The organism is Metabacillus herbersteinensis, assembly GCF_042433335.1.
Taxonomy (GTDB): Bacteria; Bacillota; Bacilli; order Bacillales; family Bacillaceae; genus Metabacillus; species Metabacillus herbersteinensis.
Genome location: NZ_JBHLVO010000030.1, coordinates 31,023 through 53,168, shown reverse-complemented (window position 1 = coordinate 53,168; position 22,146 = coordinate 31,023). Strand labels below are relative to the sequence as shown.

The 22,146-nt window shown below is 39.4% G+C and carries 36 protein-coding genes; all 36 read right to left on the bottom strand.

Features of this window, described 5'->3' with window-relative positions:
- Positions 1-9: 9 nt before the first annotated feature.
- The 36 genes from ACFFIX_RS22820 to rpsG all read right to left on the bottom strand — a co-directional run bounded on the left by ACFFIX_RS22820 (position 10) and on the right by rpsG (position 22,122).
- The gene (locus tag ACFFIX_RS22820; protein WP_378938155.1) at positions 10-807 is read right to left on the bottom strand and encodes an energy-coupling factor transporter transmembrane component T family protein; all 798 of its coding nucleotides are present in this window, start codon (positions 805-807) and stop codon (positions 10-12) included.
- Positions 804-1,673: an energy-coupling factor ABC transporter ATP-binding protein gene (locus ACFFIX_RS22815; protein ID WP_378938153.1), complete on the bottom strand. Its 870-nt coding sequence runs from the start codon at positions 1,671-1,673 to the stop codon at positions 804-806. Before ACFFIX_RS22815 ends, ACFFIX_RS22820 begins: the two co-directional genes overlap by 4 nt.
- Positions 1,649-2,488 carry an energy-coupling factor ABC transporter ATP-binding protein gene (locus ACFFIX_RS22810; protein WP_378938151.1) on the bottom strand — a complete coding sequence of 280 codons (840 nt, stop codon included), beginning with the start codon at positions 2,486-2,488 and terminating at the stop codon, positions 1,649-1,651. The genes ACFFIX_RS22815 and ACFFIX_RS22810 overlap by 25 nt, the downstream gene beginning before the upstream one ends.
- A gap of 328 nt (positions 2,489-2,816) precedes the next feature.
- Positions 2,817-3,212 carry a 50S ribosomal protein L17 gene (gene rplQ, locus ACFFIX_RS22805; RefSeq protein ID WP_378938149.1) on the bottom strand — a complete coding sequence of 132 codons (396 nt, stop codon included), beginning with the start codon at positions 3,210-3,212 and terminating at the stop codon, positions 2,817-2,819.
- 76 nt (positions 3,213-3,288) lie between these two features.
- A complete protein-coding gene (locus ACFFIX_RS22800; RefSeq protein WP_378938147.1) occupies positions 3,289-4,233 on the bottom strand; it encodes a DNA-directed RNA polymerase subunit alpha in 945 nt (314 codons plus the stop codon).
- A gap of 182 nt (positions 4,234-4,415) precedes the next feature.
- Complete coding sequence (rpsK, locus tag ACFFIX_RS22795; RefSeq protein WP_378938145.1) at positions 4,416-4,805, bottom strand: 30S ribosomal protein S11; 390 nt, start codon at positions 4,803-4,805, stop codon at positions 4,416-4,418.
- A gap of 19 nt (positions 4,806-4,824) precedes the next feature.
- Positions 4,825-5,190, bottom strand: a complete 366-nt coding sequence (gene rpsM, locus ACFFIX_RS22790; protein ID WP_378938143.1) for a 30S ribosomal protein S13 — start codon at positions 5,188-5,190, stop codon at positions 4,825-4,827.
- Between the two features lie 22 nt (positions 5,191-5,212).
- A complete protein-coding gene (gene rpmJ, locus ACFFIX_RS22785; RefSeq protein WP_003156543.1) occupies positions 5,213-5,326 on the bottom strand; it encodes a 50S ribosomal protein L36 in 114 nt (37 codons plus the stop codon).
- 33 nt (positions 5,327-5,359) lie between these two features.
- Complete coding sequence (gene infA / locus ACFFIX_RS22780) at positions 5,360-5,578, bottom strand: translation initiation factor IF-1 (protein ID WP_378938141.1); 219 nt, start codon at positions 5,576-5,578, stop codon at positions 5,360-5,362.
- Between the two features lie 252 nt (positions 5,579-5,830).
- Positions 5,831-6,577, bottom strand: a complete 747-nt coding sequence (gene map / locus ACFFIX_RS22775) for a type I methionyl aminopeptidase (protein WP_378938139.1) — start codon at positions 6,575-6,577, stop codon at positions 5,831-5,833.
- Positions 6,574-7,227: an adenylate kinase gene (locus ACFFIX_RS22770; RefSeq protein WP_378938137.1), complete on the bottom strand. Its 654-nt coding sequence runs from the start codon at positions 7,225-7,227 to the stop codon at positions 6,574-6,576. The genes map and ACFFIX_RS22770 overlap by 4 nt, the downstream gene beginning before the upstream one ends.
- Positions 7,228-7,280: 53 nt before the next feature.
- Positions 7,281-8,570 (bottom strand): preprotein translocase subunit SecY, encoded by a 1,290-nt coding sequence (gene secY / locus ACFFIX_RS22765; protein WP_378938135.1) that lies wholly within the window; start codon positions 8,568-8,570, stop codon positions 7,281-7,283.
- Positions 8,570-9,010: a 50S ribosomal protein L15 gene (gene rplO, locus ACFFIX_RS22760; protein WP_378938133.1), complete on the bottom strand. Its 441-nt coding sequence runs from the start codon at positions 9,008-9,010 to the stop codon at positions 8,570-8,572. The genes secY and rplO overlap by 1 nt, the downstream gene beginning before the upstream one ends.
- A gap of 32 nt (positions 9,011-9,042) precedes the next feature.
- On the bottom strand, positions 9,043-9,225 hold the full coding sequence (gene rpmD / locus ACFFIX_RS22755) for a 50S ribosomal protein L30 (RefSeq protein WP_378938131.1): 183 nt from the start codon (positions 9,223-9,225) through the stop codon (positions 9,043-9,045).
- Between the two features lie 12 nt (positions 9,226-9,237).
- Positions 9,238-9,738, bottom strand: a complete 501-nt coding sequence (gene rpsE / locus ACFFIX_RS22750; RefSeq protein WP_378938129.1) for a 30S ribosomal protein S5 — start codon at positions 9,736-9,738, stop codon at positions 9,238-9,240.
- A gap of 23 nt (positions 9,739-9,761) precedes the next feature.
- Positions 9,762-10,124 (bottom strand): 50S ribosomal protein L18, encoded by a 363-nt coding sequence (gene rplR / locus ACFFIX_RS22745; protein WP_378938127.1) that lies wholly within the window; start codon positions 10,122-10,124, stop codon positions 9,762-9,764.
- Between the two features lie 33 nt (positions 10,125-10,157).
- Entirely contained in the window at positions 10,158-10,697 is a 540-nt protein-coding gene (gene rplF / locus ACFFIX_RS22740) for a 50S ribosomal protein L6 (RefSeq protein WP_378938125.1), read from the bottom strand.
- A gap of 29 nt (positions 10,698-10,726) precedes the next feature.
- On the bottom strand, positions 10,727-11,125 hold the full coding sequence (gene rpsH, locus ACFFIX_RS22735; RefSeq protein WP_378938123.1) for a 30S ribosomal protein S8: 399 nt from the start codon (positions 11,123-11,125) through the stop codon (positions 10,727-10,729).
- Between the two features lie 31 nt (positions 11,126-11,156).
- Positions 11,157-11,342: a type Z 30S ribosomal protein S14 gene (locus tag ACFFIX_RS22730; protein WP_112179302.1), complete on the bottom strand. Its 186-nt coding sequence runs from the start codon at positions 11,340-11,342 to the stop codon at positions 11,157-11,159.
- Between the two features lie 29 nt (positions 11,343-11,371).
- Positions 11,372-11,911 carry a 50S ribosomal protein L5 gene (gene rplE, locus ACFFIX_RS22725; RefSeq protein ID WP_378938121.1) on the bottom strand — a complete coding sequence of 180 codons (540 nt, stop codon included), beginning with the start codon at positions 11,909-11,911 and terminating at the stop codon, positions 11,372-11,374.
- Positions 11,912-11,936: 25 nt separating this feature from the next.
- The gene (gene rplX, locus ACFFIX_RS22720; protein ID WP_378938119.1) at positions 11,937-12,248 is read right to left on the bottom strand and encodes a 50S ribosomal protein L24; all 312 of its coding nucleotides are present in this window, start codon (positions 12,246-12,248) and stop codon (positions 11,937-11,939) included.
- Between the two features lie 42 nt (positions 12,249-12,290).
- Positions 12,291-12,659, bottom strand: a complete 369-nt coding sequence (gene rplN, locus ACFFIX_RS22715) for a 50S ribosomal protein L14 (RefSeq protein ID WP_378938117.1) — start codon at positions 12,657-12,659, stop codon at positions 12,291-12,293.
- Between the two features lie 41 nt (positions 12,660-12,700).
- Positions 12,701-12,967, bottom strand: a complete 267-nt coding sequence (gene rpsQ, locus ACFFIX_RS22710; protein WP_378938115.1) for a 30S ribosomal protein S17 — start codon at positions 12,965-12,967, stop codon at positions 12,701-12,703.
- 20 nt (positions 12,968-12,987) lie between these two features.
- Complete coding sequence (rpmC, locus tag ACFFIX_RS22705) at positions 12,988-13,191, bottom strand: 50S ribosomal protein L29 (protein WP_378938113.1); 204 nt, start codon at positions 13,189-13,191, stop codon at positions 12,988-12,990.
- The gene (gene rplP, locus ACFFIX_RS22700) at positions 13,181-13,615 is read right to left on the bottom strand and encodes a 50S ribosomal protein L16 (protein WP_378938111.1); all 435 of its coding nucleotides are present in this window, start codon (positions 13,613-13,615) and stop codon (positions 13,181-13,183) included. Before rplP ends, rpmC begins: the two co-directional genes overlap by 11 nt.
- A 1-nt stretch (position 13,616) precedes the next feature.
- Positions 13,617-14,273 carry a 30S ribosomal protein S3 gene (gene rpsC / locus ACFFIX_RS22695; RefSeq protein WP_378938109.1) on the bottom strand — a complete coding sequence of 219 codons (657 nt, stop codon included), beginning with the start codon at positions 14,271-14,273 and terminating at the stop codon, positions 13,617-13,619.
- A gap of 3 nt (positions 14,274-14,276) precedes the next feature.
- The gene (rplV, locus tag ACFFIX_RS22690) at positions 14,277-14,618 is read right to left on the bottom strand and encodes a 50S ribosomal protein L22 (protein WP_378938107.1); all 342 of its coding nucleotides are present in this window, start codon (positions 14,616-14,618) and stop codon (positions 14,277-14,279) included.
- A 17-nt stretch (positions 14,619-14,635) separates the two neighbouring features.
- Positions 14,636-14,914 (bottom strand): 30S ribosomal protein S19, encoded by a 279-nt coding sequence (gene rpsS, locus ACFFIX_RS22685; protein WP_378938105.1) that lies wholly within the window; start codon positions 14,912-14,914, stop codon positions 14,636-14,638.
- Between the two features lie 57 nt (positions 14,915-14,971).
- Positions 14,972-15,802: a 50S ribosomal protein L2 gene (gene rplB, locus ACFFIX_RS22680; protein ID WP_378938103.1), complete on the bottom strand. Its 831-nt coding sequence runs from the start codon at positions 15,800-15,802 to the stop codon at positions 14,972-14,974.
- A 28-nt stretch (positions 15,803-15,830) separates the two neighbouring features.
- Positions 15,831-16,118, bottom strand: coding sequence for a 50S ribosomal protein L23 (gene rplW / locus ACFFIX_RS22675; RefSeq protein ID WP_378938101.1), 288 nt, complete (start codon positions 16,116-16,118; stop codon positions 15,831-15,833).
- Positions 16,118-16,741: a 50S ribosomal protein L4 gene (rplD, locus tag ACFFIX_RS22670; protein WP_378938099.1), complete on the bottom strand. Its 624-nt coding sequence runs from the start codon at positions 16,739-16,741 to the stop codon at positions 16,118-16,120. The genes rplW and rplD overlap by 1 nt, the downstream gene beginning before the upstream one ends.
- A 27-nt stretch (positions 16,742-16,768) precedes the next feature.
- The gene (gene rplC, locus ACFFIX_RS22665; protein ID WP_378938097.1) at positions 16,769-17,398 is read right to left on the bottom strand and encodes a 50S ribosomal protein L3; all 630 of its coding nucleotides are present in this window, start codon (positions 17,396-17,398) and stop codon (positions 16,769-16,771) included.
- 41 nt (positions 17,399-17,439) lie between these two features.
- Positions 17,440-17,748 (bottom strand): 30S ribosomal protein S10, encoded by a 309-nt coding sequence (gene rpsJ / locus ACFFIX_RS22660; RefSeq protein ID WP_378938095.1) that lies wholly within the window; start codon positions 17,746-17,748, stop codon positions 17,440-17,442.
- Positions 17,749-18,218: 470 nt separating this feature from the next.
- A complete protein-coding gene (gene tuf / locus ACFFIX_RS22655; protein ID WP_378938093.1) occupies positions 18,219-19,409 on the bottom strand; it encodes an elongation factor Tu in 1,191 nt (396 codons plus the stop codon).
- Positions 19,410-19,519: 110 nt separating this feature from the next.
- Positions 19,520-21,598, bottom strand: coding sequence for an elongation factor G (gene fusA / locus ACFFIX_RS22650; protein WP_378938091.1), 2,079 nt, complete (start codon positions 21,596-21,598; stop codon positions 19,520-19,522).
- 53 nt (positions 21,599-21,651) lie between these two features.
- Positions 21,652-22,122, bottom strand: coding sequence for a 30S ribosomal protein S7 (rpsG, locus tag ACFFIX_RS22645; protein ID WP_378938089.1), 471 nt, complete (start codon positions 22,120-22,122; stop codon positions 21,652-21,654).
- Between the last annotated feature and the right edge of the window lie 24 nt (positions 22,123-22,146).

Below are 22,146 nucleotides of genomic sequence, written 5' to 3'. Positions count from 1 at the left end.
AATCTACCCCTACGAACGTAATAATAGTAAAACAATACCAACCCCGCCTAACAGGATTAAAATTGCTGTATCTAGACCACTCCACTTCAACAAACGAAGCTTTGTCCGGCCCTCTCCACCCTTATACCCCCTTGCCTCCATTGCAGTAGCAAGTTCTTCTGCTCTTTTAAAGGCACTTATGAATAAAGGGACAAGCAATGGCACAATCGATTTTACTCTCTCTTTGATCGGTCCACTAGTAAAGTCTACGCCCCTTGCCATTTGAGCCTTCATAATTTTATCTGTTTCTTCCATTAGCGTAGGAATGAATCGTAAGGAAATAGACATCATTAATGCAAGCTCATGTACAGGTAGTCCTATTTTCTTAAGAGGGTTAAACAAACTTTCTATACCGTCCGTTATTTCAATGGGTGTTGTTGTTAACGTAAGTATGGTAGTCATTAGAATTAGGAATAGAAATCGCAATGAAATAAAAATACCTTGCCGAATTCCCTCTTCATATATTTGAATGATTCCAAAGTCTAATAGTACCTCACCCTCCTTAGTTACGACAAGATGGAGAATAAAGGTAAAAAGGATTATCCACAAGATCGGTTTTAATCCATTTACTAAAAATTTAGGAGGGAGCTTGGTGAGCAAGACTATGGTCAATGTAAAAATACCAAGTACAGCATAGGATAATGAATTATTAGCCAAAAAGACAATAAAGACAAAAATAAAGATCATTAGCATCTTTGATCGTGGGTCCATTTGATGAATTAGGGATTTTCCAGGGACATATTTCCCAATGATTATACTGTCCATCATATGGTATCATCCCTGCGAACGACTGTCTTGATCTGTTCGACCATTTCTTCTACTGTTAGAGAAACTTTATCAAACTTCACATCAAGTTTACTTTCTATTTGCAGTTGCAGCTTAATTGTTTCAGGTAAATCCAATCCTAGCTTTTTAAGAGTTTCTGTAGATCGATAAACTTCCCTAGGTGTTCCTCTCATTTCAATTGTTCCTTTGTTCATTACAACGATTTCATCGGCATACTTTGCTGCATCTTCCATGCTGTGTGTAACAAGAATCGTTGTTAATTGTTTATCCTTATGAAGTTGATAAAATAAATCCATGATCTCTTTTCTCCCTTTAGGATCAAGACCAGCTGTTGGCTCATCTAAAACTAGTACCTTTGGTTCCATTGCCAGCACGCCAGCAATTGCTACTCGACGCATTTGTCCACCACTTAGTTCAAAGGGTGATTTTTGGAGGATCTCCAAAGGTAAACCAACTCGTAACAAAGCTTCCTTTGCCTTTACTTTTGCATCATCTTCACTTACACCGAAGTTTAAAGGACCAAATGAGATATCCTTTTCTACAGTTTCTTCAAATAGCTGATGTTCAGGGAATTGAAAAACGATGCCGACAAGCCTTCTTACAGCTTTTAGGTTCTTTTGCTTTTTTCCAGCAGTAATTTCATGCGTCCCAATCGACAAGGTGCCTTTAGTTGGCTTTAATAAACCATTCAAGTGTTGAAGAATTGTCGATTTACCCGAACCAGTATGACCAATAATTGCTAGGTATGTCCCGTCTTTAATCATCAAATTCACATCATATAGTGCTAAGCGCTCAAAGGGTGAATGAACTTGATAGCGATGTTCTAAATCTTTAATTGTAATGTCCACAGTTCATTCACCAGACTTTCCTCAGAGAGATGATCTTGCTGTATAGGTATACCTGCTTCTTTTAATTTTTTACTAACAATATAAGAGAAGGGAAGATCTAAACCTATTTCAACTAATTTATGATCGAGGCTGAAAATTTCTGATGGTGTTCCCTCAGCAAATTTTTCACCACGATTCAGTACGATGACTCTATCAGCCTTGGCTGCTTCTTCAAGATCATGTGTAATTGAAATTACCGTTACAATACCTTGATCTTTTAAGAGTCTGACTGTTTCGAGGACCTCGCTTCTTCCAATTGGATCTAACATTGACGTTGCTTCATCTAATATAAGAATCGTGGGCTGAACAGCAATGACGCCAGCTATCGCAACACGCTGTTTTTGTCCACCTGATAGATGGTGTGGCTCTTGATCAAGAAAGGCTTCCATCTTTACTTGCTTTGTTGACCAATCAATTCTCTTAACCATTTCCTCACGAGGAATGCCATTGTTTTCTAAGCCAAAAGCCACATCATCGATCACCGTTGTCCCAACAAATTGGTTGTCTGGATTTTGAAATACCATACCAACTTGTTTACGGATTTCCCAAATACTCTCTTCAGAAAGATCTACTCCACAAACACTTACACGTCCACTTTGAGGTAGTATTAAACCGTTCAAAATCCGTGCGAGTGTTGATTTACCAGACCCATTATGTCCTACTATTGCTAACCATTCACCCTGTTCTACTGAAAGCGAAACAGAATTTAAAGCGGGTGTTGATTCATCATGATACGTGAAACTAATATTTTCTATGGTTATTATCTGCTGTCCCATCACTGTTCTCCTCTCACCTCGATGAAAAAAGCGCAAGCGCCTTGGTCAGCCCCGACAAGCATAAGGCGATTCTAAATAGAAGGTGGTCTTTGCCTTCAATTTAGAATTGACTTATGACCTCGAGGGGCTAGGCGCTGGAGCTGGATTTGCGAAACGCTTACTGTGTCTTAGAATTATATAAATTCTGGTGTATGAAAAAAACGCAAAGCATCCTCAACTAATCTCGATTAATATTTTGTAAAAGAATTATATATTTTTTTTACCCATAAAAAAAGGGCATAGATCCAGTTTTACAACTGTCCCGCCCTTGTAATAGTAATAGATTTGATTAAACTAATTCAATGATAACCATTGGTGCGCCATCACCGCGGCGAGGTCCAAGCTTCATAATGCGAGTATATCCGCCTTGACGCTCTTGGTAACGAGGAGCGATGTCAGCAAAAAGTTTTTCTAAAGCATATTTCGGCTTTTCCTTCTCTTTGCCTTCATCAGTCGTTACTGAAACCATTTCAGCTACTTCATTACGAACGTAAGCAGCAGCTTGACGACGAGCATGAAGGTCTCCACGCTTTCCTAAAGTAATCATCTTTTCAACAGTTGAACGTAATTCTTTAGCACGTGTTTCAGTCGTTTCAATGCGTTCGTTGATAATTAAATCAGTTGTTAAATCACGAAGCAATGCTTTACGCTGTGAACTAGTACGACCTAGTTTTCTGTATCCCATGAGATGTCCCCTCCTTCGTTGAATAATGTATGTTTAAGTTGTATTGAACATACGAAAACGCTAGTTAACTTCCTAACTAGTCGTCTTGACGAAGACCTAATCCTAGTTCTTCTAATTTAGCTTTTACTTCTTCAAGAGATTTGCGACCAAGATTTCGAACCTTCATCATATCTTCTTCTGTTTTATGAGCTAACTCTTGTACTGTATTAATACCAGCACGTTTTAAACAGTTATAAGAACGAACAGATAAATCTAACTCTTCAATCGTCATCTCTAAAACTTTTTCTTTTTGATCTTCTTCTTTTTCAACCATGATTTCTGCATTTTGAGCTTCATCAGTAAGCCCTACAAAAATATTAAGGTGCTCAGTTAAGATCTTAGAGCCTAAAGCGATAGCTTCCTTTGGTCCAGTGCTACCGTCTGTCCAGACGTCTAATGTTAATTTATCGTAGTTTGCAACCTGACCAACACGAGTATTTTCTATTTGATAAGACATACGTGCAACAGGCGTAAAGATTGAATCAATTGGAATAACACCAATCGGCTGATCTTCACGTTTGTTAGAAACAGCTGTTGTATAACCACGTCCACGTCTAGCATTTAGTCTCATTCTAAAGCTAGCATCTTTTGCAAGAGTAGCGATAAACAGGTCTGGATTAAGAATTTCTACATCACTATCATGAGTAATATCTGAAGCTGTAACAATTCCATCACGTTGAACATCAATCTCTAGTGTCTTTTCTTCATCAGAATAGATTTTAAGAGCAAGTTTCTTAATGTTTAAGATGATCGACGTAACATCTTCTACAACACCTTCGATTGTTGAAAACTCGTGCAATACACCATCTATTTGGATCGATGTTACTGCGGCACCAGGGAGAGAGGATAAAAGGATACGACGTAAGGAGTTACCCAAAGTAGTACCATATCCACGCTCAAGTGGCTCGACGACGAATTTACCGTATTTGGTATCTTCGCTGATTTCAACCGTTTCGATTTTTGGTTTTTCAATTTCTATCATCTATAAACCCTCCTTCAAAACGTCGAAACCCCGGCTAGACTTATGGATTCTTTTTAGGCGCCTAACCGAAATTCCCCATTCAAAAGTTCCCGAATGTGCACAACAACAGAGTAATTCTGCAAGAACTTATATACTGTATCATAACCCATTATAGACAGGGATACAAAATCTATACAGAAAATTTACACACGACGACGTTTTGGCGGACGACATCCATTATGTGGAACTGGCGTTACATCTCTAATAGCAGTTACTTCAAGACCAGCAGCTTGAAGAGAACGGATCGCAGCTTCACGTCCTGCACCAGGTCCTTTAACTGTTACTTCTAATGTTTTCATACCATGTTCAATAGATGTTTTTGCAGCTGTTTCAGCAGCCATTTGTGCAGCGAATGGAGTAGATTTACGAGAACCTCTGAACCCTAATGCTCCAGCACTTGACCATGAAATTGCATTACCATGTGTGTCAGTAATAGTAACAATCGTGTTGTTAAAAGTTGAACGAATATGAGCGATACCACTCTCAATATTCTTTTTTACACGACGTTTACGAGTGTTTGTTTTACGTGCCATTATTGGTTAACCTCCTTACTTATTTTTTCTTATTCGCTACCGTACGACGTGGTCCTTTACGAGTACGAGCATTGTTTTTCGTATTTTGTCCACGAACTGGCAAGCCACGACGGTGACGTAAGCCACGGAAAGAACCGATTTCGATTAGACGTTTAATGTTAAGAGAAACTTCACGACGAAGATCTCCTTCGACTTTTAATTTGTCAATGATATCACGAATTTTACCTAACTCTTCTTCAGTTAAGTCACGTACACGTGTATCTACTGAAACACCTGCTTCAGTTAAGACTTTTTCAGCAGTTGGACGTCCAATACCAAAAATATATGTTAATGAAACTACCACGCGTTTGTCGCGAGGAATATCAACACCAGCAATACGAGCCATTTAAGCTTAAACCTCCTTCAAATTAACCTTGTTTTTGCTTATGCTTAGGATTCTCACAAATAACCATGACTTTTCCTTTTCTGCGTATAACTTTACATTTTTCACAGATCGGTTTAACAGATGGTCTGACTTTCATGATTTCTTACCTCCTTAATAGTACGGAGTGCTATTATTTAAAACGGTACGTAATTCTGCCACGAGTTAAATCATATGGAGATAATTCTACCGTAACTTTGTCTCCAGGTAAAATACGTATGAAATGCATGCGGATTTTTCCAGATACATGTGCCAAAACGCTATGGCCGTTCTCAAGTTCTACTTTAAACATTGTGTTTGGCAACGTTTCAACGACAGTTCCTTCAACTTCAATTACATCGTCTTTCGCCATCGAACTGTTCTCCCTTCATCAAATCAGTAACTTACTCAACCACAATAGTGAGCAGTTTTTCACACGACAAGTGCCTATTATACTGTTCGAACTTCCGGAGATACGCAATTTAAAAATTCTAGATGATAAACTTTCTTTCTGTTGGGAGATTAAGCTTTGGTCTTCTCCATCAGTTAGTAACGAAGTAATACCCAACACCCGAGAATTTAATACCTCAATGATTCAGGATTGTTCAAACAATATCTTGTTCACTTAGGCTTTTGTAAAGATTTCATAGCCAGTTTCTGTTATCGCAATCGTATGTTCAAAATGAGCACACATCTTACGATCAACAGTAACAACCGTCCAATTATCCGCCAAAGTTTTAACATAACGGCTTCCCGCATTTACCATTGGTTCTATAGCAAACACCATACCGGGTTTCAATCTTGGTCCCTTGTTTGGTGGACCGTAGTGTGGAATTTGCGGATCTTCATGCAAGTCTTGACCTATTCCATGACCAACATACTCACGAACTATCGAGAATGAATGTTGTTCAGCATAAGTTTGAATGGCATGAGAGATATTGGATAACCTCTCACCTGGTTTGGCTTCGTCTAAACCTTTATATAAAGATTCCTCCGTGACCTTCAACAACAGTTGAGTCTCATCGGATATTTTCCCAACCGGATATGTCCAAGCAGAGTCACCGTGATAACCATTATATTTTGCACCGATATCGATACTGATTATATCTCCTTCACGCAATACACGGTCGCCGGGTATTCCGTGAACGAGTTCCTCATTAACAGAAGCACAAATGCTTCCGCGGAAACCATTATACCCTTTAAAAGACGGGAATGCATCAGCCTCAACAATAAACTTTTCAGCAATTGCATCCAATTCTTTTGTCGAGATGCCTGGTTGAATGTATTTTTGGAGTTCTTTGTGAGTGAGAGCAACAATTCGACCAGCTTCACGCATGATATCTAACTCGCGCTGTGTCTTACATATGATCATTCACTTGCTCCTCCAAGTAAATTGCTAATGTTTACAAACACCTTGTCAATATCTTGTTGACCATCAATATTTCTTAAATATCCTTTTTGATCATAGAATGATAACAATGGCTTTGTTTGTACGAGGTTTACTTCTAATCGATTAGCGACTGTCTCAGCGTTATCATCTGTTCGCTGATAAAGTTCTCCTCCACACTTATCACATACACCCTCTTTTGCAGGGGGATTGAAAATCAAGTGATAAGTTGAACCGCATTGTTTACAAATGCGTCGACCAGTTAAACGTTCCATAAGAATTTCTTGGTTAACCTCAATGTTTATACAGTAGTCAATTTTCTTGTTTAGATCTACTAAAATGTCCTCGAGCGCTTCAGCTTGAGCAACAGTTCTCGGAAAACCATCTAGAAGAAAACCTTTTTCACAATCATTCTTGCCTAATCGTTCTCGGACAATACCAATCGTGACTTCATCAGGAACAAGTTCTCCCTTATCCATGAATGATTTCGCTTTAAGACCCAATTCCGTTTCACCTTTTATAGCAGCTCTAAACATATCTCCTGTTGAGATATGAGGGATATCGCATTTTTCTACGATACGCTCAGCCTGAGTACCTTTTCCGGCACCTGGTAAGCCCATCAATACTAGATTCATTTAATTCCCCCCTCAGTCTCTATTTTAGAGGACAGGGACATGATCCCATATCCTCACGATTTAATAAAACCCTTATAATGACGTTTTACTAGCTGACTTTCAAGTTGTTTCATCGTTTCTAGAGCAACTCCTATAACGATTAGCAAGCTCGTTCCACCAATCTGCGCTGTTTGAGGCAGGCCAGCAAATTCAATAAAGAAAACAGGAAGTACAGCAATTGCTGCTAAGAAAAGAGAGCCGACAAACGTTAAACGATATAAAACTTTTGTTACATATTCTTGCGTACTCTTACCAGGACGTATACCTGGAATATAGCCACCTTGCTTCTTCAAGTTTTCTGCCATTTGTTCAGGGTTTACTTGGACAAATGTGTAGAAATATGTGAAAGCAATAATTAACGCTACATAGACAATCATGCCAACAGGTTTAGTGTAGTCGAAGCTTGCCTGAATCCAATCCGTTACATCATTAGGACCAAAGAACGAAGCGATCGTTGGTGGAGTAATGATGAATGATACCGCAAAGATTACAGGAATTACCCCCGCAGGATTCACCTTCAACGGTAAATGAGAAGCACCGCCTTGGTTTGTGCCCGCAGAACGTTTCGCATATTGAATCGGTATCTTACGAAGCGCTTGTTGGATAAAGATTACCCCAACTATAACAGCTAAAATCGCTAGTAGAAGTAGGACAACTGTTACAATATTGATGAACAATCGATCTCCTACATCTGTAAATTGTTGTGCGTATATTTGATTTAGTGTTGTTGGAATACTTGCGACAATACCTGCAAAGATGATTATCGATATACCGTTCCCAACACCTTTTGATGTGATTTGTTCACCCAACCACAGTAAAAATGCAGTTCCTGCTGTTAATACAATCGCAATTAATAAGTATGTTCCAATACTAGGGTTCTCAATAAGCGCACCACCAGCTAGATTATTAAATCCGTAGGACATACCTAACGCTTGGATGAAACCTAAAACAATCGTAAAGTATCTAGTAAATTGGGCAAGCTTACGACGCCCAACATCACCTTGTTTAGACCATTCAGTAAACTTTGGCACAACATCCATTTGTAAAAGTTGAATGATGATTGAAGCAGTAATATATGGCATAATCCCCATTGCTAGAATAGAGAAATTATACAATGCACCACCACCAAATGTATTCAAAATCCCGAAAACATTCATTTCATCCTGTGCACTTAAAACATCTGCATTGACGTTTGGTACAGGAATGAACGTGCCTATACGAAATACTAATAACATTAAAAGAGTGAATATGATCTTATTACGGATGTCACCCACGCGCATAAAATTGGAGATTGTTTTTAACATTAGATCACCTCAACTGAACCGCCAGCAGCTTCTATTGCTTCTTTTGCTGAAGCAGAGAATTTGTTAGCTTTTACAGTAAGTTTTTTCTCTAATTGACCGTTTCCAAGAATTTTAATACCAGACTTCACATTGCTTACAACACCTGTTTCAAGCAACAATTCTGGTGTTACCTCAGTACCTGCGTCAAAGCTATTTAGTCTTTCAAGGTTAACTACAGCATAATCTTTGCGGTTGACGTTGGTAAAACCACGTTTAGGTAAGCGTTGGAATAAAGGAGTTTGACCACCTTCGAATCCAGGACGAACTCCACCACCAGAACGAGAATTTTGTCCTTTAGTACCTCTACCAGCTGTTTTACCGTTACCAGAACCAATACCGCGACCAACACGATTACGTGTTTTACGTGATCCTTCTGCAGGTTTCAACTCATGAAGTTTCATCGGGACACCTCCTTATTTATTCGTTTTTTCAATTATTGTTCCTTAACCGTTAATAGATGAGCAACCTTATTAATCATACCGCGAATCGCAGCGTTATCATCAAGTACTACAGTTTGATGCATCTTTTTCAATCCTAGTGTTTTGACAGTAACACGTTGGTCTTGCGGACGACCAATGACACTGCGAGTGAGGGTAATCTCTAACTTATTCGCCATTGTTTTCCCTCCTTATCCTAACAGTTCTTCTACCGTTTTTCCACGTAGCTTCGCAACTTGTTCAGCATTTTTCAATTCACTCAATCCAGAAATAGTAGCACGCACCATGTTAATAGGTGTGCTAGAACCTAGAGATTTTGAAAGAATATCGCTTACTCCTGCTAGCTCTAATACTGCACGAACCGGTCCACCAGCGATAACTCCAGTACCTTCTGATGCTGGTTTCATAAATATATTACCTGCTCCAAATCTTCCGATGATTTGATGCGGGATCGTTGTACCTACCATAGGTACCTCTATAAGGTTCTTTTTTGCATCTTCTATTGCTTTACGAATCGCTTCAGGTACCTCTTGTGCTTTACCTGTACCGAAACCAACGTGACCGTTTTTATCTCCAACAACGACTAGCGCTGCGAAACGAAAACGACGACCACCTTTAACAACTTTCGCTACTCGGTTTATGGTAACTACGCGTTCTTCAAGCTCTAATTTGTTAGGATCAATACGACTCATCCTTTGTGTCCCTCCTTCTTTGATTAAAATTCGAGTCCAACCTCGCGTGCAGCTTCAGCTAGCGCTTTAACACGACCATGATACAAATATCCACCGCGGTCAAATACTACAGCTTTAACGCCTTTTTCAACAGCGCGTTGTGCTACTAATTCTCCAACTTTTTGTGCAGCGTCAATGTTTTTTGTAGAATCTATGCTTATATCTTTATCTAGAGTAGAAGCACTTGCGATTGTAACTGAATTTGCGTCATCAATTACTTGCGCATAAATGTGCTGGTTAGAACGGAAAACGTTCAAACGAGGACGAACAGTAGTTCCTGAAAGTTTAGCACGAACACGTGCGTGTCTTTTTTTACGAACTAAATTCTTATTAGCCTTCGTAATCATCTAGGTCACTCCTTTCTTATCTTCTAGGCGATATTACTTCGCAGTTTTACCTTCTTTACGACGAACAAATTCACCTTCGTAACGAATACCTTTACCTTTATACGGCTCTGGTGGACGAACGTCACGGATGTTTGCAGCAATTGCACCAACACGTTCTTTGTCAGTACCTTTAACAATAATTTTTGTTTGAGCAGGAACTTCAATCTCAATTCCTTCTTCTGGAGTCATTTCAACTGGATGTGAGTATCCTACGTTAAGAATTAACTTGTTTCCAGATTTAGTAGCACGGTAACCGACACCAACTAATTCAAGGCCTTTTTCAAATCCTTTAGAAACACCTTCAACCATATTCCCTAAGAGACTACGAGTAGTACCATGAAGAGCACGATGTTCCTTCACATCTGAAGGACGGCTAACTGTTAGGATGTTATCTTCAATTGTTATTTTCATGTCCGGGTTAAAAGAGCGAGTTAACTCACCTTTAGTCCCTCTAACTGTTACAGTGTTATCGCTCGCGATTGTAACAGTAACACCTGCAGGAATTTCTAATATTTTTTTACCAATACGAGACAATCCATACACCTCCATTCATCTTGAACTTATTACCAAACGTATGCTAATACTTCTCCGCCTGCTTGTTTTGCACGAGCTTCTTTGTCTGTTAAAACACCTTGAGAAGTTGAAACGATTGCAATACCTAATCCGTTAAGTACACGTGGTACTTCATCAGCTTTTGCATAAACACGTAAGCCAGGTTTACTGATACGTTTTAAACCAGTAATAACACGCTCATTGTTTGCTCCGTATTTCAAGAAAATACGAACGATACCCTGTTTGTTGTCTTCTACATACTCAACATCACGAACAAAACCTTCACGCTTTAAGATTTCTGCAATCTCTTTTTTAATTGTAGAAGCAGGAACTTCAAGCTTTTCGTGACGTACCATGTTCGCATTACGAATGCGAGTTAGCAAATCTGCAATAGGATCTGTCATAACCATATCTAAATAACCTCCTTCCCATTATTAGGTATTACCAACTAGCTTTTTTGACGCCTGGAATTTGACCTTTATGAGCAAGCTCGCGGAAACAAATACGGCAAAGCTTGAATTTACGAAGTACAGAATGTGGACGGCCACAACGTTCGCAGCGAGTATACTCTTGAACTTGAAATTTTTGCGTGCGCTTTTGCTTCGCAATCATTGATTTTTTAGCCACGTTTTCGCCTCCCTCTAATTAATTAGCGATTATTTTTGGAACGGCATACCGAACTGAGTTAATAGTTCACGTGCTTCCTCATCAGAGTTAGCAGTTGTAACGATAACGATATCCATACCACGAACTTTAGTTACTTTATCATAATCAATCTCAGGGAAGATTAATTGTTCTTTAACACCAAGTGTGTAGTTTCCACGTCCGTCAAATGACTTTTTCGAAATACCACGGAAATCACGTACACGAGGTAAAGAAACAGAGATTAACTTATCTAAGAATTGGTACATACGCTCACCACGAAGGGTAACTTTTGCACCGATTGGCATACCTTCACGTAAACGGAAACCAGCGATTGATTTTTTTGCTTTTGTAATTATAGGTTTTTGTCCAGTAATTTGTATTAATTCTTCAACTGCGATATCAAGAGCTTTAGAGTTAGCAACAGCGTCACCAACACCAGTGTTGATTACAATTTTATCAAGCTTTGGTGCTTGCATAACAGATTTGTAATTGAACTTGCTCATCATTGCAGGTGTAATTTCTTTTTGATATCTTTCTTTAAGGCGGTTCACGAGACAGACCTCCCTTCCTTATTTACTATTTATCTAAAGTTTCACCAGATTTTTTTGCTACACGTACCTTTTTACCGTCAACCACTTTAAAACCAACGCGAGTCGGCTCGCCTGATTTAGGATCAAGTGGCATAACATTTGATACATGGATAGGTGCCTCTTTGCTCACAATTCCTCCTTGAGGATTTGCTTGTGATGGCTTAGAGTGCTTTTTCACCACGTTTACTCCTTCTACAAGCACGCGGTCTTTTTTCGGATATGAAGCAAGAATTTCACCTTGCTTACCTTTATCCTTACCAGAGATAACCATTACTTTATCACCTTTTTTTACATGCATCCTAGTTGCACCTCCTTAGTAAGGCAATCAGTTTTCATTTTTTTATAGAACTTCTGGAGCTAAAGAAACAATCTTCATGAAATTGTTGTCACGTAATTCACGAGCTACAGGTCCGAATATACGTGTTCCACGAGGGCTCTTGTCATCACGGATAATTACACATGCGTTTTCGTCAAACTTAATATAAGATCCATCTGAACGACGAGCGCCAGTTTTTGTACGAACAATAACCGCTCTAACAACGTCACTTTTTTTAACAACGCCTCCTGGTGTTGCTTGTTTAACTGTACAAACAATAATATCACCAATGTTAGCTGTTTTGCGACCAGAACCGCCCAATACTTTAATTGTAAGTACTTCACGAGCTCCTGAGTTGTCAGCAACTTTTAAACGAGATTCTTGTTGAATCATTTACGTTACCTCCCATCGGACTTAACTTTTCCGAAACAGTATTAGATAATAACAGCTTCTTCAACGATTTCTATTAGTCGAAAACGTTTAGTAGCTGATAACGGACGAGTTTCCATAATTTTAACGATATCACCAATTTTAGCTTGGTTCTCTTCATCATGGGTTTTGAATTTCTTAGAGTACCTTACGCGTTTGCCATAAAGTGTATGTTTCTTATAGGTTTCGACAAGAACAGTGATCGTCTTATCCATTTTATCAGACACGACACGACCAGTATATACTTTGCGTTGGTTGCGTTCTTCACTCATTCTGCAAACCTCCTCTCTGGTTATCGATTATTAGCAGCGATCTCTCTTTGGCAAATAACTGTTTTCATACGAGCGATCGATTTACGAACTTCACGGATGCGAGCAGTATTTTCTAATTGTCCTGTCGCTAATTGAAAGCGAAGGTTAAAAAGCTCTTCTTTTAAAGACTTTACTTTTTGTTCAATTTCAGCAGTGGTTAGGTCACGAATTTCATTAGCTTTCATTTGAATCACCACCAATTTCTTCTCGTTTTACAAATTTCGTTTTGATCGGTAATTTATGTGCTGCTAAACGTAGTGCTTCACGTGCAACCTCTTCTGAAACACCCGAAATTTCAAATAATACTTTACCAGGTTTAACAACAGCTACCCAACCTTCAGGAGCACCTTTACCAGAACCCATTCGGACTTCAAGAGGTTTTGCAGTGTAAGGCTTTGAAGGGAAGATTTTAATCCAAACTTTACCGCCACGTTTCATATGACGTGTCATAGCGATACGAGCTGCTTCGATTTGGCGGTTAGTAATCCATGAAGCTTCTAGAGCTTGGATTCCGAACTCACCAAAGTGTACTTCAGTTCCGCCTTTAGCGCGACCACGCATTTTTCCGCGGTGCTCTCTGCGATACTTTACGCGTTTTGGCAATAACATATTATTTTCCTCCTTCCTCTTTTTTCTTCTTTGTAGGAAGAACCTCTCCACGATAGATCCAAACTTTCACACCTAACTTACCGTAAGTTGTGTCAGCCTCAGCCGTTCCATAGTCGATGTCAGCACGAAGTGTGTGAAGTGGTACTGTTCCTTCACTATAGTGTTCAGCACGCGCGATGTCAGCTCCACCTAAACGACCTGATACTTGTGTTTTGATTCCTTTTGCTCCAGCACGCATTGCGCGTTGAATCGTTTGCTTTTGTGCGCGACGGAATGAGATACGGTTTTCTAATTGACGTGCGATATTTTCTGCTACTAATTTCGCATCTAGATCCGCTCTTTTAATTTCCAAAATATTTATGTGAACGCGTTTGTTTGTTAAAGAATTAAGTGCATTGCGAAGTGCTTCAACTTCAGTACCACCTTTACCGATAACCATACCTGGTTTCGCAGTGTGGATTGTGATATTGACACGATTTGCAGCGCGCTCAATTTCAATTTTAGAAACAGATGCGTCTTTTAGACGTTTGCTAACATATTCACGAATTTTGATGTCTTCATGTAAAAGAGTTGCATAATCTTTTCCTGCAAACCATTTAGATTCCCAGTCACGAATAACGCCAATACGAAGTCCGATAGGATTAACTTTTTGACCCACGAATTATCCCTCCTTCTTTTCTGATACTACGATAGTGATGTGACTCGTACGCTTGTTAATTGCACTAGCACGACCCATTGCACGTGGACGGAAACGTTTAAGAGTTGGACCTTCGTTTACGAATGCATCAGAAATAACTAAGTTATTAATGTCCATTTCATAGTTGTGTTCCGCATTAGCCACTGCAGATTTTAATACTTTTTCTATAATTGGAGAAGCTGCTTTCGGTGTATGAAGTAAAATCGCAACCGCTTCACCAATTTGCTTACCTCGGATAAGATCAATTACCAAACGAGCTTTACGAGGAGCGATACGAACTGTTCTTGCGACAGCTTTAGCTTGCATTTAAATGCCTCCTCTCATTAACGTCTTGTTTTTTTGTCATCACTTGCATGACCTTTGTAAGTACGTGTAGGTGCAAACTCACCTAACTTGTGACCTACCATGTCCTCAGTTACATATACAGGAACATGTTTACGACCATCATAAACTGCGATTGTATGACCAATAAATTGTGGGAAAATAGTAGAACGACGAGACCAAGTTTTAATAACTTGCTTCTTTTCTGTTTCATTTAATTTCTCTACCTTGCTAATTAAATGTTCATCCACAAATGGTCCCTTTTTTAAGCTGCGGCCCATGATTGTACCTCCCTTCGTGATTGCGCTACGGTCCTGATGAACCGTAGTTCAACCCCGTTATTTTTTACGACGACGCACGATAAACTTATCAGACTTGCTTTTCTTCTTACGAGTTTTAAAGCCAAGAGTTGGTTTACCCCATGGTGACATTGGTGATTTACGTCCAATAGGAGATTTTCCTTCTCCACCACCGTGTGGATGGTCGTTAGGGTTCATTACAGATCCACGAACTGTTGGGCGTATGCCTAACCAGCGTGAGCGACCTGCTTTACCGATGTTAATAAGTTCATGTTGTTCGTTTCCAACTTGACCAATAGTAGCGCGGCATGTTGCTAAGATCATGCGAACTTCTCCTGAGTTTAAACGAACTAGTACGTACTTACCTTCTTTACCAAGTACTTGAGCAGATGTTCCAGCTGAACGAACTAACTGGCCACCTTTTCCAGGTTTTAATTCAATGTTGTGTACAACTGTACCAACAGGAATGTTCTGTAAAGGAAGTGTGTTACCTACTTTGATGTCAGCTTCAGTGCCAGACATAACTTCTAAACCTACTTTAAGGTTTTTAGGAGCTAGAATGTATCTTTTTTCACCATCAACGTAGTTAATTAATGCGATGTTTGCAGAGCGGTTTGGATCGTATTCTATTGTAGCAACGCGTCCAGGTATACCATCTTTATCACGCTTAAAGTCGATGATACGATATTGACGTTTGTGTCCGCCACCTTGATGACGTACAGTTATTTTACCTTGGTTATTACGTCCACCTTTTCTGTGAACAGGTGCAAGTAAAGACTTTTCTGGTTTATCAGTGGTGATCTCAGCGAAATCAGATACTGTCATCCCACGACGACCATTAGAGGTTGGTTTATACTTTTTAATTGCCATATCGGTTTCCCTCCTTATCTATTAATTATTAAACTTCAAATAATTCGATTTCGTTGCTATCAGCAGTTAATTTAATAATTGCTTTACGACGACGATTTGTTAAGCCGCTATAACGACCAACGCGTTTGAATTTACCTTTATAGTTCATAATGTTAACTTTTTCAACCTTCACTCCGAAGATTGATTCGATAGCATCTTTAACTTGTGTTTTATTAGCTTTCACATTGACTTCGAACGTATATTTCTTTTCAGCCATTAGGTCTGTAGAACGTTCAGTGATTACTGGGCGCTTAATAATATCACGAGGATCTTTCATTATGCAAGTACCTCCTCTACTTTTTCCACCGCAGCTTTAGTAATGATAAGCTTATCATGGTTAAGTACATCTAATACGCTAATACCATTTGCTGTAACAACAGTTACACCTGGGATATTACGTGCTGATAATGCAACATTTTCATTTGTGTCAGCAGTAACAATTAGCGCTTTTCTTTCAACAGAAAGACCGTTCAATACAGTAAACATATCTTTTGTTTTAGGTGCATTTAACGCTAAGTCCTCTAATACAACAATGTTGTTATCAAGTACTTTAGATGATAAAGCAGATTTGATTGCTAAACGGCGAACTTTTTTAGGTAATTTGTATGCATAGCTACGAGGTGTAGGTCCAAATACGACACCACCACCACGCCATTGTGGTGAACGGATAGATCCTTGACGAGCACGTCCAGTACCTTTTTGACGCCAAGGTTTACGTCCTCCGCCAGCTACTTCAGAACGATTTTTAACTTTATGAGTTCCTTGACGTAATGAAGCTCTTTGCATAATTACTGCTTCGAATAATACGTGCTGATTAGGTTCGATACCAAAAACAGATTCATTAAGTTCGATTTCTCCAACGTTTGAACCGTTTTGGTTAAATAATGCTACTTTCGGCATTATCCAACTCCTCCTTTCCTAAAGAAATTATTTAGATTTAACTGCGTTTTTAACAGTTATTAGGGCTTTTCTTGGTCCTGGTACATTACCTTTGATTAAAAGTAAGTTACGCTCTAAGTCAACCTTTACGATCTCTAAGTTTTGAACAGTAACACGTTCTCCACCCATGCGTCCAGGTAATAATTTATTCTTGAATACACGGTTTGGCGCTACAGGTCCCATTGAACCTGGGCGACGATGGTAACGAGAACCATGGGACATAGGTCCACGAGATTGATTGTGACGCTTAATCGAACCTTGGAAACCTTTACCTTTTGAAATTCCTGTTACATCAACAATTTCACCTGCAGTGAAAATATCAACCTTGACTTCTTGACCAACTTCATACTCATCTAGGCTAACTTCACGAACTTCTTTAATGAAGCGCTTAGGTGCAGTATTCGCTTTAGCAACATGCCCTTTGTGGGGTTTGTTAGCTAATTTTTCACGCTTATCTTCAAATCCTACTTGAACTGCTTCATACCCATCAGTTTCAACAGATTTCTTTTGAAGTACTACGTTTGGAGTCGCTTCAATTACAGTTACAGGGATTAAATCACCGTTTTCTGCAAATACTTGCGTCATACCAATTTTTCTTCCTAAGATTCCTTTGGTCATCAGTCACACCTCCTAATTAAATAAGTATTATATTTTTATTATTAAAGTTTGATTTCAATGTCAACACCTGACGGTAAGTCTAAACGCATTAACGCATCGACAGTTTGTGGTGTTGGGTTGATGATATCAATTAAGCGTTTATGAGTACGCATTTCGAATTGTTCACGAGAATCTTTATACTTGTGAACCGCACGCAGAATTGTATAGATAGACTTGTCTGTTGGTAACGGAATTGGACCAGATACATTAGCACCAGAACGTTTAGCTGTTTCTACAATTTTTTCAGCAGATGAATCAAGAATTCTATGATCATAAGCTTTTAAACGAATACGAATCTTTTGTTTTGCCATTATTTTCCCTCCTTTTCGCCTACTTTTAAAATAGACATTTTCTCAGCAAGAATTTTCCCCACACCCGCCATGGCAAAGCGGCCAGGTGTGTCGGCAACCTCCTGCTTCATCGCAGTCAAAGACCAACATTGTCTATTATATAGATAATTTACGCGCGATGCAAGAAAAATTTTATATTCTTCCGAATCCAGCGCACTTTTTCCATTATACAGATTTATAAAGATGTTTTCAAGTGTAACTTAAATTACTTTTATGGGCTTGAACAATTTTTAATTCCGCATTTAAACAATCCGCTATTATACATGAGTTTTCATGTAAATTTTTTTACTTGTTGGATCTAATAGAAACTGTTTCTTCTATAGTAATAACTTCTACAAAACTCTAATATCTCAAGATTCTAATACACATTTTCTATTTATATTTTAGCGTAAAAAAAAGACGAGCTCAGGGAGCTCATCTTTTTTTACTAATTATTCAACGATTGTAGCAACAACGCCAGCGCCTACTGTACGTCCACCTTCACGAATTGAAAATTTAGTACCATCTTCAATTGCGATTGGAGCGATAAGTTCGATAGACATTTCTACGTTATCACCAGGCATAACCATTTCTACTCCTTCAGGAAGCTGGCAGATACCAGTTACATCACTTGTACGGAAGTAGAATTGTGGGCGATAGTTTGTGAAGAATGGAGTGTGACGTCCACCTTCTTCTTTAGATAAAACATAAACTTCAGCTTTGAACTTAGTGTGTGGAGTAATTGTTCCTGGTTTAGCAAGAACTTGTCCACGTTGGATATCTTCACGAGCAACTCCACGAAGAAGTGCTCCGATGTTGTCACCAGCTTCAGCATAGTCAAGTAGTTTACGGAACATCTCAACACCAGTAACAGTTGTGCTCTTAGGCGCTTCTGTAAATCCAACGATTTCGATTGTTTCTCCAACTTTAACTTGTCCACGCTCAACACGACCAGTAGCAACCGTTCCACGACCAGTGATTGAGAATACATCCTCAACAAGCATCATGAATGGTTTGTCAGTAGCACGTGCAGGAGTTGGGATGTAATCATCAACAGCAGCCATAAGCTCAACGATTTTTTCTTCCCACTCAGCATCTCCTTCAAGAGCTTTAAGAGCAGAACCTTTAATTACAGGAATATCGTCACCAGGGAAATCGTAATCAGTTAGAAGGTCACGAACTTCCATTTCTACTAATTCAAGTAATTCTTCGTCATCTACCATGTCACATTTGTTCATGAATACAACAAGGTATGGAACACCTACTTGACGAGATAAAAGAATGTGTTCACGAGTTTGAGGCATTGGACCATCAGCAGCAGATACTACTAAGATTCCGCCATCCATTTGAGCTGCACCAGTGATCATGTTTTTAACATAGTCAGCATGTCCAGGGCAGTCAACGTGTGCATAGTGACGAGTTTCAGTTTCGTACTCAACGTGTGCTGTTGAAATAGTGATTCCACGCTCGCGCTCTTCTGGAGCAGCATCGATCATATCATAAGCCATAGCTGCACCTTTACCACTGCGTTTTGCAAGTACAGTTGTAATTGCAGCTGTTAAAGTTGTTTTACCATGGTCAACGTGTCCAATTGTACCGATATTGGCATGAGTTTTGGAACGGTCGAATTTTTCTTTACCCATTCTAAAATCCTCCTTAGTGTTTGTAATTAAGTATGAATGGTAGATAGCAAATTAACTTCGCTATCTACTCTTACACAAGTAGTTATACTTCAATATAGGGGTAAAATCAATTACTCACCTTTATTTTTTTTAATAATTTCTTCAGAGATAGATTTTGGTACCTCTTCATAATGATCAAAATGCATTGTGAACACACCACGACCTTGAGTGTTAGAACGTAGGGAAGTAGCATATCCGAACATTTCAGAAAGTGGAACCATAGCGCGTACTACTTGAGCGTTTCCGCGTGCTTCCATTCCTTCTACACGACCACGACGAGATGTAACTCCACCCATAATGTCTCCCATATACTCTTCCGGAATAACAACTTCTACTCTCATTACCGGTTCAAGAATTACAGGATTACATTTAGAGATTGCATTTTTTAACGCTAGTGATGCAGCGATCTTAAATGCCATCTCACTTGAATCGACATCATGGTAAGATCCGTCAACCAAAGCAGCTTTAACGTCAACTAGAGGGTATCCAGCAAGAACACCGTTCTTCATTGAGTCTTCAAGTCCTGCTCCTACAGCTGGGATATATTCACGAGGTACAGATCCTCCGACAACTTTGTTCTCGAATTCAAAACCTTTTCCTTCTTCGTTAGGTGAGAATTCAATCCAAACATGTCCGAATTGTCCACGACCACCCGATTGACGAGCAAATTTCCCTTCAACTTTCGCGCTTGCACGGAAAGTCTCACGGTAAGCTACTTGAGGAGCACCAACATTAGCTTCTACTTTGAACTCACGTCTCATACGATCCACAAGGATGTCTAAGTGAAGTTCTCCCATACCAGCAATGATGGTTTGACCAGTTTCCACATCAGTATGTGCTCTGAATGTAGGGTCTTCTTCTTGTAGTTTTTGAAGTGCAGTCGTCATTTTATCTTGGTCAGCTTTTGATTTTGGCTCAACAGACAATTGAATAACAGGATCTGGGAAATTCATTGATTCTAGGATAACAGGACTTTTGTCATCACATAGAGTATCACCAGTCGTTGTATCTTTCAATCCTACTGCTGCAGCAATATCTCCTGCATAAACCATTGAGATTTCTTCACGACTATTTGCATGCATTTGTAGGATACGTCCAACACGCTCACGTTTTCCCTTTGTTGAGTTCTGTACATAAGAACCTGCATTCAATGTACCAGAGTAAACACGGAAGAATGTCAACTTCCCTACATAAGGATCCGTCATAACTTTGAATGCTAATGCTGAGAAAGGACCTTCATCACTAGATTCACGCACAACTTCCTCATCTGAATCTGGAACTGTACCTTTAATTGCAGGAACATCTGTTGGTGCTGGAAGATAATCCAGAACTGCATCTAGCATTAAACGTACACCTTTGTTTTTGAAAGCCGATCCACAAATTACAGGATAGAATTCAACGTCAATTGTACCTTTACGGATTGTAGCTTTGATTTCCTCAACCGAAAGCTCTTCACCTTCAAGGTATTTCATCATTAACTCTTCATCAAGTTCTGCAACTGCTTCAACTAGCTTACCGCGCCACTCTTCTGCGATTTCTTTGTACTCGTCAGGAATTTCTACTGCGTCTGAACGTGTACCAAGATCATCTTCATAGAAGTAAGCTACATTTTCAACTAAGTCGATAATACCTTCGAATTGGTCTTCTGAACCAATTGGAAGTTGTATAGGATGTGCATTTGCTTGTAAACGATCATGCAATGTCCCTACAGAGTATATAAAATCTGCTCCGAGCTTATCCATTTTGTTAACGAATACTACGCGGGGTACTTTGTAAGTTGTTGCTTGACGCCATACTGTTTCTGTTTGTGGCTCAACACCTGATTGTGCATCTAGAACTGCAACCGCGCCATCTAGTACACGCAGAGAACGTTCAACTTCTACAGTGAAGTCTACGTGTCCTGGTGTATCGATGATGTTAACACGGTGGCCTTTCCACTGAGCAGTTGTTGCTGCAGAGGTAATTGTAATTCCACGTTCTTGTTCTTGCTCCATCCAGTCCATCTGAGATGCACCTTCATGAGTTTCACCAATTTTGTGAATACGTCCTGTATAATACAGAACGCGCTCAGTTGTTGTCGTTTTACCAGCATCGATGTGAGCCATGATACCGATATTACGTGTGTTATTTAAGGAGAACTCTCTAGCCATTGGGTAATTTCTCCTTCCTGATTAAGGAATTAGTATATTTATTGATCGATATTCTACCAGCGATAGTGTGCGAATGCTTTATTAGCTTCAGCCATTTTGTGTGTATCTTCACGTTTCTTAACTGCTGCTCCCGTGCTGTTAGCTGCATCAAGAATTTCGTTAGCAATACGTTCTTCCATTGTTTTTTCACCGCGAAGACGCGCATAGTTTACTAACCAACGAAGTGCTAAAGTTGTACGACGATCAGGACGTACTTCTACAGGTACTTGATAGTTTGCTCCACCTACACGACGTGCTTTAACTTCTAGAACCGGCATGATGTTTTTAAGTGCTTGTTCAAAAACTTCCATTGGTTCTTTACCAGTGCGTTCTTTAATTACCTCAAATGCATTGTAAAGAAGTGATTGTGCTTTACCTCTTTTTCCGTCAACCATAATTCTGTTAATTAAACGTGTAACAAGCTTTGAATTGTAAATCGGATCTGGTAATACATCTCTTTTTGTAACAGGGCCTTTACGTGGCATGTTATTTCCTCCCTTCATGCTGTT